Source organism: Streptomyces purpurogeneiscleroticus, assembly GCF_020024005.1.
In the GTDB taxonomy this organism is placed as follows: domain Bacteria; phylum Actinomycetota; class Actinomycetes; order Streptomycetales; family Streptomycetaceae; genus Streptomyces; species Streptomyces purpurogeneiscleroticus.
The window spans coordinates 1-11,698 of sequence record NZ_NHSG01000344.1; the positions used below are offsets into that span (position 1 = coordinate 1).

At 71.3% G+C, this 11,698-nt stretch carries 10 protein-coding genes; 6 read left to right on the forward strand and 4 right to left on the reverse strand.

The annotated features are described in order from the left end of the window. The first annotated feature begins 369 nt into the window (after positions 1 to 369). The 6 genes from CCS38_RS22985 to CCS38_RS23010 all read left to right on the forward strand — a co-directional run bounded on the left by CCS38_RS22985 (position 370) and on the right by CCS38_RS23010 (position 7,609). Entirely contained in the window at positions 370 to 1,122 is a 753-nt protein-coding gene (locus CCS38_RS22985) for a GntR family transcriptional regulator (protein WP_223735210.1), read from the forward strand. A gap of 277 nt (positions 1,123 to 1,399) precedes the next feature. Continuing rightward, the gene (locus tag CCS38_RS22990; RefSeq protein WP_223735211.1) at positions 1,400 to 3,091 is read left to right on the forward strand and encodes an APC family permease; all 1,692 of its coding nucleotides are present in this window, start codon (positions 1,400 to 1,402) and stop codon (positions 3,089 to 3,091) included. Between the two features lie 269 nt (positions 3,092 to 3,360). After that, positions 3,361 to 3,540, forward strand: a complete 180-nt coding sequence (locus CCS38_RS22995) for a hypothetical protein (RefSeq protein ID WP_030263977.1) — start codon at positions 3,361 to 3,363, stop codon at positions 3,538 to 3,540. Positions 3,541 to 3,636: 96 nt separating this feature from the next. Continuing rightward, positions 3,637 to 4,047 carry a (deoxy)nucleoside triphosphate pyrophosphohydrolase gene (locus CCS38_RS23000; protein WP_223735212.1) on the forward strand — a complete coding sequence of 137 codons (411 nt, stop codon included), beginning with the start codon at positions 3,637 to 3,639 and terminating at the stop codon, positions 4,045 to 4,047. Positions 4,048 to 4,247: 200 nt separating this feature from the next. Then, positions 4,248 to 4,643, forward strand: coding sequence for an ATP-binding protein (locus CCS38_RS23005; RefSeq protein ID WP_030263980.1), 396 nt, complete (start codon positions 4,248 to 4,250; stop codon positions 4,641 to 4,643). Between the two features lie 290 nt (positions 4,644 to 4,933). Next, the gene (locus tag CCS38_RS23010) at positions 4,934 to 7,609 is read left to right on the forward strand and encodes a SpoIIE family protein phosphatase (protein ID WP_223735213.1); all 2,676 of its coding nucleotides are present in this window, start codon (positions 4,934 to 4,936) and stop codon (positions 7,607 to 7,609) included. Positions 7,610 to 7,686: 77 nt separating this feature from the next. Here the strand turns inward: CCS38_RS23010 and CCS38_RS23015 are convergent, their stop codons facing one another. From CCS38_RS23015 to CCS38_RS23030, 4 genes are all read right to left on the reverse strand, one after another. Beyond that, positions 7,687 to 8,457 (reverse strand): succinate dehydrogenase/fumarate reductase iron-sulfur subunit, encoded by a 771-nt coding sequence (locus tag CCS38_RS23015; protein WP_223735214.1) that lies wholly within the window; start codon positions 8,455 to 8,457, stop codon positions 7,687 to 7,689. Beyond that, the gene (locus CCS38_RS23020) at positions 8,454 to 10,421 is read right to left on the reverse strand and encodes a fumarate reductase/succinate dehydrogenase flavoprotein subunit (protein ID WP_223735215.1); all 1,968 of its coding nucleotides are present in this window, start codon (positions 10,419 to 10,421) and stop codon (positions 8,454 to 8,456) included. The genes CCS38_RS23015 and CCS38_RS23020 overlap by 4 nt, the downstream gene beginning before the upstream one ends. Before the next feature lie 25 nt (positions 10,422 to 10,446). Further along, the gene (gene sdhC / locus CCS38_RS23025) at positions 10,447 to 11,274 is read right to left on the reverse strand and encodes a succinate dehydrogenase subunit SdhC (RefSeq protein ID WP_223735216.1); all 828 of its coding nucleotides are present in this window, start codon (positions 11,272 to 11,274) and stop codon (positions 10,447 to 10,449) included. A gap of 65 nt (positions 11,275 to 11,339) precedes the next feature. Continuing rightward, positions 11,340 to 11,651 carry an Rv0250c family protein gene (locus tag CCS38_RS23030; protein ID WP_223735217.1) on the reverse strand — a complete coding sequence of 104 codons (312 nt, stop codon included), beginning with the start codon at positions 11,649 to 11,651 and terminating at the stop codon, positions 11,340 to 11,342. Positions 11,652 to 11,698 lie beyond the last annotated feature (47 nt).

Consider the following 11,698-nt stretch of genomic DNA (forward strand, 5'->3'; position numbering starts at 1 on the left):
CGGTGGGGTCGGGTGCGGGCACGAGGGGCTCCTTCCCGGGGCGGCGCACCGCGTGCGCGTCCCTGCGCGGCACACCGGTGGACGGCGTACGCCTGCTTCGAGGATGCCACGGTGCGGTGGCCGGGGATGGCGGAAACGGGCCCGTCGGAAACGGCTGATCCTTGCCGGTCGCGGGGGCTTGTGGGCGGTTCCGGGGACCTCCGGGGGCGCCGGCGCGCGGCCGTGGCGCGCGCCGGGCGCACGAGTGTGCCCACTGCTGTGCCTGCTGAGCTGCATGTCATCACATCGGGTGAATAAGTGGCCCAGGCTTGCGGGTGACAACGGTGGGTTGCCACGCTGTTGCTGACTGTCAAGCCCTTGGGAGGGCATGTGCCTTTCGGTGAGCAGCCCGCGTACCTCCGTGTCGCCGGTGACCTGCGTCAGAAGATCGTCGACGGCGTGCTGCCGCCGCACACCCGCCTCCCCTCGCAAGCCCGCATCCGCGAGGAGTACGGCGTTTCGGACACGGTCGCGCTGGAGGCGCGCAAGGTCCTGATGGCCGAAGGACTGGTGGAGGGCCGCTCGGGATCGGGGACGTACGTCCGCGAGCGCCCGGTCCAGCGCCGCATCGCCCGCGCCGGATTCCGTACCGGTGCCGGCGCGACGCCGTTCCGCCAGGAGCAGTCGGACGAGAAGGTCAAGGGGACCTGGGAGTCCAGCAGTGAGCAGGACGAGGCGAGCGAGGCGATCGCCGACCGGCTGCGCATCAGGCCGGGCGAGCGGGTCATGCGGACGCGCTATCTCTTCCGCACCGAGGGCGAGCCGGTGATGCTCTCCACCTCCTGGGAGCCGCTGGAGGTGACGGGCCGGACGCCCGTGATGCTGCCCGAGGAGGGGCCGCTGGCCGGGCGCGGTGTGGTCGAGCGGATGGCGGCCATCGACGTGATCGTCGACAACGTCGTCGAGGAGGTCGGGGCCCGGCCGGGGCTGGCCGAGGAGGCGATGGTGCTGGGCGGTGTGCCCGGCCATTCCGTACTGGTCATCTCGCGGACGTATTACGCGGGCGGCCGCCCCGTGGAGACCGCCGATGTGGTCATGCTCGCCGACCGGCACCGGATCGCGTACCACCTCCCGGTGAAGTGACCGTGAATCGGCGCCGTTCCCGGTAGCGAAGTGCCCTGTGCCGACTGCGGACTGACGTCGGCACACCACCGTCCGTACTGGTGCGTAACCACCACGTTTGCGCCCCAGAACGCCCAGTAATATCCCTATATGCCCCTCGCTTTGCGATGTTGAAAAACTCACATCACCCAAGCGAACAGGGGCATTTGACCGGACCTTGGATTCTGATCTTCCGTTTCGCTCTTACGATGGCGAAGTTTGTGCACGGCCGTGGGGGAAGATCAGGAGACCAAGCACGTTGAGCACGCCGAAGACCCCGAGCGCGGAGCAGGGCTCCCACTCGAACTACCGCAGGTCCCTAGGGACCATCGCCCTGACGGCCACGGGACTCGGGTCGATCATCGGCTCCGGCTGGCTGTTCGGAGCCGAGCGCGCCGCCGCCATTGCCGGTCCTGCCGCCATCCTGGCGTGGGTCATCGGCGCGGCCGTCGCCCTCACCATCGCGCTGACCTACAGCGAGCTGGGCTCGATGTTCCCCAAGGCCGGCGGCATGGTCCGGTACGGCCAGTACTCGCACGGCTCGCTGGCCGGCTACCTCGCCGCCTGGGCCAACTGGATCGCGATCGTCTCCGTCATTCCCGGTGAGGCGACCGCGTCCGTCCAGTACATGAGCTCGTGGGACTTCGGCTGGGCGCAGGGCCTGTACGACGGCAAGGAGCTCACCGGCTCCGGCGTCGTGTGCGCCAGCGTGCTGCTGGTCTTCTACTTCTTCCTGAACTGGTTCGCGATCACGCTGTTCGCGAAGACCAACACCGCGATCACGGTCTTCAAGGTCGTCGTCCCGGTCCTGACCGCGGGCGCGCTGATCATGGCGCACTTCGACACCGGCAACGTGACGGACCACGGCGGCTTCGCGCCCAACGGCTGGAGCGCCGTCTTCACCGCCGTCGCGCTCTCCGGCATCGTCTGGGCCTTCAACGGCTTCCAGTCCCCGCTGAACATGGCGGCCGAGGCGCGCAACCCCGGCAAGTCGCTGCCCAAGGCGGTCATCCTCTCGATCGTCATCGCGCTGGTCATCTACATCGCGCTGCAGGTCGCCTTCCTCGGGGGCGTCCCCACCGCGGACCTGACCAAGGCCGGCGGCTGGGAGGGCCTGGGCTACAACTCCCCGCTCGCCGACCTCTCGCTCGCCTGGGGCCTGAACTGGCTGGCGATGCTGCTGTACGCGGACGCCTTCATCTCCCCGTCCGGCACCGGCATGATCTACGCCGCCACCACCTCGCGCATGATTCACGGCGTGCAGGAGAACGGCCACCTGCCCGGCATCTTCGGCAAGGTCGACAAGAAGACCGGCGTGCCGCGCCCGGCCCTGGTCCTCAACCTGGTCATCGCGTTCCTCTTCCTCGCGGTCTTCCGCGGCTGGGGCTCGCTCGCCGAGATCGTCTCCATCGCGACCGTCATCTCGTACATCACCGGGCCGGTCGCCGTGATGTCGCTGCGCCGCCTCTCGCCGGACCTCAAGCGCCCGGTGAACCTGCGGGCGATGCCCGTCATCGCCCCGGTCGCGATGGTCTTCGGCTCGCTCGTCCTGTACTGGGGCCGCTGGCCGCTCACCGGCAAGGTCATCCTCATCATGGCCGCCGGCCTGCCCGTCTGGGCCTGGTACGAGCTGCGCAAGCCCTGGGCCGAGCTGAAGCCGCACCTGAAGGCCGGTGCCTGGATGGTCGCGTACCTGCTGGTCATGGCCGCGGTGTCGTACTGCGGCGGTACGGAGTTCGGCGGCCGCGGTTTCATCCCGCAGGGTGTGGACCTCGTGGTCGTCGTGGTGCTCGCGCTGGCCTTCTACTACTGGGGCGTGCGCAGCTCCTGGCGTAACCCCTCGCTCCTCGTGGCCGAGGCCGAGGCGCGCGCCGCCGCGGAGCGGGACAAGGCCATCGACGGTGGCGACGAGGGCCGGGACCCGGCCGAGAAGGTCGGCGCCAACGCCTGACCCGTCGCCCGCACACGTCCGGCCGCCCGGCACCGTCTCGGTGCCGGGCGGCCGCCGTTTCCGGGCCCGCCGGCCGGTCCCGTCAGCGGTACGAGTGACGCGGAAGGACGGATGTGGACGGTGACATGGCCGGTTCGGTGCCTCTTTGTGCAAAGACGTATCCGGTGCGTGAAGGTCGGGCGTAGGCTCGGGCATATGCGGATCGGGTTTTCGGTGTTAGTGCAGGACGGGCGCGCCGCGGCGCGCCGGACGGCGGACGGAGGAGCGCGATGACCGACAGTGGCGCCGTACTGCCGTGGCTGGTCATCCGCGAGGACGACAACGGCAACCGCTACCGCGTCGGCCGGTATGCCACTCGGACGGAGGCGGAGCAGGTCGCCGACCGGCTCGGCGGCCGCGCCCGCGAGCGGCTCTACGTGGTCGAGCGCGTCGACCGCGCCACGGCCTGACGGCCGCCGCGGCGGACTGCCGGGACCGGTGCGGGAAGGGCCGCGGCGCGAAGGGCCGTGGCGGAAAGGGAGTAACGGCCGCATAGGCTGCCGCGCATGAGTGCGGTGCGCGTGGTGGTGGGCGGAGCGGTGCTGGACCGGGGGCGGCTGCTGGCCGCGCGGCGCAGCGCGCCGCCGGAGCTGGCCGGGCGCTGGGAGCTGCCCGGCGGCAAGGTCGAGGACGGCGAGACGCCCGAGCAGGCGCTCGTACGGGAGCTGCGCGAGGAACTGGGCGTCACGGTCGAGCCGCTGGCGCGCATCCCCGGGGAGTGGCCGCTGAAACCCGGACTGGTCCTCCAGGTGTGGACCGTACGGCTGGTCTCCGGGACGCCGCGGCCGCTGCAGGACCACGATGTGCTGCGCTGGCTGCCGCCGGGCGACGAGGACACGGTGGACTGGCTGGATCAGGACCGGCCGGCCGTCGCCGAGGCGATGAACCGGCTCATGAGGCAGGGGGCGCTCGATTGATGGGCTACGCCGTTCGCGCCACGATGCACCTGGTTGACCCTCTTGGGGCGATAACCGAACCCTGATATCGGGTATGTGCTGATTAACCCCCCTCAAAATGTACAAAACCGCCGGGGGAGCATCGGGCTGGGGAAGTGATCGGCGTGAGCGAGAGCGCAGCGGCAGGTCCCTCGGGGTCTCCTGCGTGGCAGGCCCGCCGGCTGGGGACGGCAGCGATCCCCCCGATCGCCGAGTGGAGCTTCCCGGCCGAGCCGGGCGTGGTCCGTACGGCCCGTGCCATGGTCCGCGAGACGCTGCGCGACTGGGACATGGAGCCGGCGGTGGACGTGGCCGTCCTCCTCGTCAGCGAACTCGTGACGAACTCCCTGCGGTACGCCAGCGGGCCGATCGGCGTACGGATCGTCCGGCTGCGCGGCGGCGACCTCCTCGTGGAAGTGTCCGACCCGCTGCCCGACCCGCCCCGCGAGCGCACGGCGGCGCCCGACGACGAAGGCGGACGCGGACTGCAGCTGGTGGCATGCAGCGCCCGCCGCTGGGGCACCCGACGGGGCAGGAGCGGCAAGACGGTGTGGTTCGAGCTCGCCGAAACCGGCTGACACCCACCGGGCGATCGCGCCCCCTGTGGCCGTCGCGCAGAAATCACTGCTTCGTGCCTGGTGGGGAGGTTGGAGCGCACCGTGTCTGGTTATGAGTCTGGGTGGGTCGCGATCGTTGCAGTTTCATCGAGAACTCGTCGATGACCTGCGATCGAGACTGTGCTGTGATCGTGAAGACCGTGTTCCGGATAGCCGTGTTGCTGGATACTCGGCCTGTCCGGTGCGGGCACGATGAGCTGGAGGGGACGGGGCTCGTGAGCGAGATGTCAGCGGGTGAGGAACACCCTGCGATGAGGGATGGGTCGGGCCGGATGGACGTACCGGACGGCCCGCCCGTCTGGCAGAGCAGCGCGCCCGGATCGATTTATGACTACATCCGCGTCGCTTCCTTCGCCCTCGGCCCCGACGGCCGCATCGAGCAATGGAGCCGCCGCGCCGCCGACATGCTCGGCATCCCCGCCAAGGACGCCATCGGCCAGGACCCGGTGGAGGCGTTCGTCCCGCGCGAGCTGCGCGAGGCCGGACACCGCACGGTCAGCGAGATCCTCGACGGCCGCGAGTGGACCGGCCTGGTGCCCTACCGCACGGGCCCGGACGCCCCTGTCGACGGCCTCGCCGAGATCTATGTCATGCCGTCCGAGACCGGCACGGGTGAACGGGCCGCGGTCTGCCTCGTCGTGGACGTACGGGCGCTGCGCGGCATCGAGACCGATCTCGCCGCCGCGCAGGCGGTTTTCGGACAGTCCCCGATCGGATTCATGCTCTTCGGCACGGATCTGCGGCTGCGCCGGGTCAACGAGCGCTTCGCCACCGTCTTCGGCGGCCCGCCGAGCAGGTACAACGGCGCGTCGCCCGAGGAGTATCTGCCCCGTCCCGAGGCCGACCGGCTCAACGCCGCGCTGCGCCGGGTCCTGGAGACCGGCGAGCCGGTCGCCGAGATGCAGCTGGTGGGCACCCCGCACGGCACGGACGAGCGCCGCCGCTGGTCGGTGTCGCTGTACCGGCTGCACAGCGCCAGCGGCCGCCCCATCGGCGTCGCCGCGCTCGCCCAGGACGTCACGGGCCGCCGCCGCGCCGAGCGGGAGGCCGCCAACGCCCGCCGCAATCTGGCGCTGTTGAACGAGGCGGGGGCGCGCATAGGCAATTCGCTGGACCTGGAGACCACGGCCCGCACCCTTCTCGACGTCGCCGTACCGCAGTTCTGCGACCTGGCCTCGGTCGACCTGTACCAAGGACTGCTGGCCGGGGACGAGGCGCCGCCCGGCATGACCGACGGCAGCGCCGAGCTGCGCCGGGTCGCCTTCGCCAGTGCCGTGTCCGACGGGCCGCTCCCGGAGGGCGGCAGCGGCGGCAGCGCCCCGGGCGGTGACGCGGCGGAGGACGACGGCACGCCGGTCGCGGTCGGCGCGGTGCACCGTTTCCCCTTCAACTCCCCTTGCGCGGGCGCGCTCCGTACGGCCGAGGCGCAGATCATCCCGGGACGGCAGACGGACGACGAGCGGCCCGAGCTCGGAGGCGCCGTGGTGCACTCCACGCTCGCCGTGCCGATGGTCGCCCGCGACACCGTCGTCGGCCTGGTGCAGTTCTCCCGTACGAAGGGCAGCGAGTCCTTCGGCGAGCGGGACACCGCGCTCGCCGTGGAGCTGGCGGCGCGCGCCGCCGTCTGCATCGACAACGCCCGGCTGTACCGCCGCGAGCACGAGCGCGCGCTGATCCTCCAGCGCAGCCTGCTGCCGCCCGGCGACCCCGAGGCGGCGGGCCTGGACATCGCCTGCCGCTATCTGCCCGGCACGACCGCCACCGAGGTCGGCGGCGACTGGTTCGACGTCATCGAGCTGCCCGGCCACCGCACGGCCCTGGTCGTCGGCGACGTCATGGGCCGCGGCCTGCGCGCCGCCGTCGCCATGGGTGAACTGCGTACGGCGGTACGGACATTGGCCCTGCTGGACCTGGAGCCGGCCGAGGTGCTGTCGGCGCTCGACGAGATCGCGCGCGGGCTGGGTGCCACGGGCAGCGAGCGGCGTGCGGGCCTGCGGGGTCGTGGAGCGGCGGGTGGCGCGGGTCAGCACGCGGACATCGAAGCCGGCGCGGACGCCGGTACGCACACGGGCTCCCGGCGCACCGACCGCGCCGCCGATCTCTCCGAGGTCTACCTCGCCACCTGCGTGTACGCCGTCTACGACCCGGTCACCCGGCGATGTACGTTCGCCAACGCCGGCCATCTGCCGCCGGTCCTGGTGGAGGAGGGCGAGGACGCTCTCCTCCTTGATGTCCCGCCCGGCATGCCGCTGGGCGTCGGCGGCGAGCCCTTCGAGGAGACCGAGGTCGAGCTGCCGGACGGGGCGCTGCTCGCGCTGTACACCGACGGCCTGGTCGAGTCCCGGGACCACCCGCTCGACGAGGGCCTGCAGGCGTTCCGCACGGCCCTGTCGGCGGCCGGCCGGCCGCTGGAGGACGCCTGCGACCACGTACTGTCCGCGCTGGACACCCGGCACGGCGAGGACGACATCGCCCTGCTGATGGCCCGGGTGCACGGCCTTCCGAAGGACGCGGTCGGCGACTGGAGCCTCGCCCCCGAGGCCCGCTCGGTCGCCCGCGCCCGGGAACTGGCCCGCGACCAGCTCACCGACTGGGGCCTGGAGCCCCTCGTGGACACCACCGAACTGCTGGTCAGCGAGCTGGTCACGAACGCCCTGCGGCACGGTCACGGCGACATCCGGCTGCGGCTGCTGCTGGACCGCACGCTGGTCTGCGAGGTGTGGGACGCGGACCTCGCGCAGCCGCGGCGGCGGCGCGCGCGGGACACCGACGAGGGCGGCCGCGGCCTCCAGCTCGTCGGCCTCCTCAGCAGGGGCTGGGGCAGCCGCCGTACGCCGCGGGGCAAGACCGTCTGGTTCGAACTGGACCTGCCCGACGGCGACACGAAACCGGTGGATCCGGCGGATGCGCTGCTGGACCTTTTCTAGCCGCTGGCTTGCCGCTGCGGGCGGCCGCCGGGCTCATCGCGGCCTGGCGGCCGCTCGTCCTCAATTGCCGGACGGGCTTATTTTTGCCGCCTGCGGATCGTCTTCCCCAGCCAGATCAGCGGGTCGTACTTGCGGTCCGCCGCCCGCTCCTTGAGCGGGATCAGGGCGTTGTCCGTGATGCGGATGTTTTCGGGGCAGACCTCGGTGCAGCACTTGGTGATGTTGCAGTAGCCCAGGCCGTGGGCGTCCTGGGCGGCGCGCTTGCGGTCCAGGCCCTCGTCGGCCGCGGCGTCCAGCGGGTGCATGTCCAGCTCGGCGACGCGCATGAGGAAGCGGGGGCCCGCGAACGCCTCCTTGTTCTCCTCGTGGTCGCGGACGACATGGCAGGTGTCCTGGCAGAGGAAGCACTCGATGCACTTCCGGAACTCCTGGGAGCGGCCGACGTCCTCCTGCTGCATGCGGTACTCGCCGGGCTTGAGGTCGGCGGGCGGGACGAAGGACGGCACCTCGCGGGCCTTGGCGTAGTTGAAGGAGACGTCCGTGACCAGGTCACGGACCACCGGGAAGGCCCGCATCGGGGTGACCGTGACGGTCTCCGCGCGGTCGAAGACGGACATCCGCGTCATGCACATCAGCCGGGGCCGGCCGTTGATCTCCGCGCTGCACGAGCCGCACTTGCCGGCCTTGCAGTTCCAGCGCACGGCCAGGTCCGGCGCCTGGGTGGCCTGCAGCCGGTGGATGATGTCCAGCACCACCTCGCCCTCGTTCACCTCGACGGTGAAGTCGCCGAGGGCGCCGCCCGTCGCGTCCCCCCGCCACACCCTGAAGTGCGCGTCGTACGAACTCACGAGCTCAGCTCCTCGTCCGTCAGGTACTTCGCCAGTTCGTCCCGCTCGAACAGCTCCAGAAGGTCGGCGCGGATCGCCGGCGTGTCCCGCCGCTCCAGCCTGATGTGGGCGAGCGCCGGGTCCTCCGGGAGTCCGGAGCGGCCGTCGTTGGCCAGCCGGCACAGCAGGTTGACGCGCCGCCAGCGGCGGTCCATCTCCGGATGGTCGTCGCGGGTGTGGCCGCCGCGGCTCTCCTTGCGCTCCAGCGCGGCCCGCGCCACGCACTCGCTGACCAGCAGCATGTTCCGCAGGTCGATGGAGAGGTGCCAGCCGGGGTTGTACTGCCGGTGGCCCTCCACCCCGGCCCGCCGCGCCCGCACCCGCAGGTCCGCCAGCTTGTCCAGGGCCTGCTCCATCTCCGGCTGCCGCCGGATGATGCCCACCAGGTCGTTCATCGCCTGCTGGAGCTCCTGATGCAGGGTGTACGGGTTCTCCGCCGGGCCCCCGGCGTGCGGCGGGTCACCGCCCTCCCCGCCCTCCGCGCTGAACGGCCGCAGCGCCTCCGCCTCGGCCGCCTCGATCTCCCGCGGGTCCACGGCGGGCCGCTCGCCGCCCACCAGCGCCGCGGCGTACTCCGCCGCGTACAGCCCGGCCCGCCGCCCGAAGACCAGCAGGTCGGAGAGGGAGTTGCCGCCGAGCCGGTTGGAGCCGTGCATACCGCCGGCCACCTCGCCCGCGGCGAACAGCCCGGGCACGCCGGCCGCGGCCGCGGTGTCCGGGTCGACGTCCACGCCGCCCATGACGTAGTGGCAGGTCGGCCCGACCTCCATCGCCTCGGCCGTGATGTCCACGTCCGCCAGCTCCTTGAACTGGTGGTGCATCGAGGGCAGCCGGCGGCGGATCACCTCGGCGGGCATCCGCGTGGAGACGTCCAGGAAGACGCCGCCGTGCGGGGAGCCGCGGCCCGCCTTGACCTCGGCGTTGATGGCCCGCGCGACCTCGTCGCGGGGGAGCAGCTCGGGCGGCCGGCGGTTGTTGTCCGGGTCCTCGTACCAGCGGTCGCCCTCGTCCTCGGACTGCGCGTACTTCTCCTTGAAGACGTCCGGGATGTAGTCGAACATGAAGCGCTTGCCCTCGCTGTTGCGCAGCACCCCGCCGTCGCCGCGCACCGACTCGGTGACGAGGATGCCCTTCACCGACGGCGGCCAGACCATCCCGGTGGGGTGGAACTGGACGAACTCCATGTTCACGAGCGGGGCTCCGGCGAGCAGGGCGAGTGCGTGGCCGTCGCCGGTGTACTCCCAGGAATTCGACGTCACCTTGAAGGACTTGCCGATGCCGCCGGTGGCGAGGACGACGGACGGGGCCTCCAGGACGAAGAAGCGGCCGGACTCGCGCTCGTAACAGAACGCTCCCGCGACCCGGCCGTCCTGCTCGAGGCTGTGTTCTTTCAAGATCCGGGTGACCGTGCACTCCTGGAACACCTTCAGCCGCGCCTCGTAGGAGCCGAACTCCCGCTCGTCCTCCTGCTGCAGCGAGACGATCTTCTGCTGGAGGGTGCGGATCAGCTCCAGGCCCGTGCGGTCGCCGACGTGCGCGAGGCGCGGGTACTCGTGCCCGCCGAAGTTGCGCTGCGAGATCCGCCCGTCCGGCGTCCGGTCGAAGAGTGCGCCCCAGGTCTCCAGCTCCCAGACCCGGTCCGGGGCCTCGCGCGCGTGCAGCTCGGCCATCCGCCAGTGGTTCAGGAACTTCCCGCCGCGCATCGTGTCGCGGAAGTGGACCTTCCAGTTGTCGCCCTCGTTGACGTTGCCCATGCTGGCGGCGATGCCGCCCTCGGCCATGACCGTATGGGCCTTGCCGAAGAGCGACTTGCAGATCACCGCCGTCCGCATGCCCTGCTCACGGGCCTCGATGGCGGCCCGCAGCCCGGCGCCGCCCGCGCCCACCACGACCACGTCCCAGCCCTGCCGTTCGACTTGCGTCATGAAAGTGCGCACCTTCCTGGAAGCTCTAGAAGAACCGCGGATCGTCGAAGGCCCCGACGGCCAGCAGGTAGACGTAGAAGTCGGCGGCGGCCACGCTGATCAGCGAGGCCCAGGCGAGCGCCGCGTGCCGGGCGTTGAGCTTTCCGACCCAGCCCCACAGCCGGTACCGCACCGGATGCTTGGAGAAGTGCTTCAGGCGGCCGCCGACGATGTGCCGGCAGGAGTGGCAGGAGAGGGTGTAAGCCCAGATCAGCGCGATGTTGACGAGGAAGATCAGGCTGCCCAGGCCCATATGGCCCCAGGCATAGTTCTCGTCGCGGAAGGCGAGGACGGTGTCGTACGTCAGCACGCCCGCCACCAGCAGCGCGGCGTAGAAGAAGTACCGGTGGATGTTCTGCAGGATCAGCGGGAAGCGGGTCTCGCCGCTGTACGTCTTGTGCGGCTCGGCGACCGCGCAGGCCGGGGGCGAGGCCCAGAAGCCGCGGTAGTACGCCTTGCGGTAGTAGTAGCAGGTCAGCCGGAAGCCCAGCGGGAAGATCAGGATCAGCAGCGCGGGGGACAGGCCCCACCAGCTGCCGAAGATCTCCCAGTTGGGGCCCGCGCGCATGGTCTCGCAGTTCTCCGCGAGGCAGGGGGAGTAGAACGGCGAGACGTAGGGCGCGTGGTAGTAGTCGGCGTTCGCGAACGCCCGCCACGTCGAGTACACGATGAACGCGAGCAGTCCGGCCGCCGTGCTCGCCGGGTACAGCCACCAGCGTTCGGTGCGCAGGTGACGGGCGGGGATGGCGGCGCGGGCGGGGCCGTGCACCCCGCTCGCGCCGGTCGTGGATGAGGGTTCTGTGCCTGTGGCCAACGTCGGTCTCCGTGAGCGGGGGGTGAGAACGGGGGGCGAGGGGGACGTCCGGGCAGGAGACCCCGCTACGGCGCCCGGCGGTCGCGGGCGCCCAGCCCCTCGTCCTCGGCGTCGGTCCACAGAGAGGCGTCGTACGGCGCGTCCGGGATGGTCACCATGTCGGAGACCGCGCGGCCTCCGGCCGGGGCCGGCCGGCCGCCGGTTTCCGGTGTGGTCTGTGCGCGCAGCAGTTCGAGGCTCTCGCGCAGATGCTCGGTGTCGCTGCGGACCCGGCGTATCTCCAGCCCGCCGCCGACCCGCTGCTCCAGGCGTCCCACCGAGCGGACCAGGTCGTCGAGGCTGCGCTGCACAGCCGTCAGATCATCGTGCAAGGACATGACGAGCCCTCACTTCCGAGGGTGCGGTCGGCAATCTCATGCGCCTG

Bases quoted from the DNA above. Each gene is read 5' to 3' on its own strand.
- CCS38_RS22995 (WP_030263977.1), top strand. From the start codon at position 3,361: ATGACCGACAGTGGCGCCGTACTGCCGTGGCTGGTCATCCGCGAGGAC.
- CCS38_RS23000 (WP_223735212.1), top strand. From the start codon at position 3,637: ATGAGTGCGGTGCGCGTGGTGGTGGGCGGAGCGGTGCTGGACCGGGGG.
- CCS38_RS23010 (WP_223735213.1), top strand. From the start codon at position 4,934: ATGAGGGATGGGTCGGGCCGGATGGACGTACCGGACGGCCCGCCCGTC.
- CCS38_RS23020 (WP_223735215.1), bottom strand. From the start codon at position 10,421: ATGACGCAAGTCGAACGGCAGGGCTGGGACGTGGTCGTGGTGGGCGCG.
- CCS38_RS23030 (WP_223735217.1), bottom strand. From the start codon at position 11,651: ATGTCCTTGCACGATGATCTGACGGCTGTGCAGCGCAGCCTCGACGAC.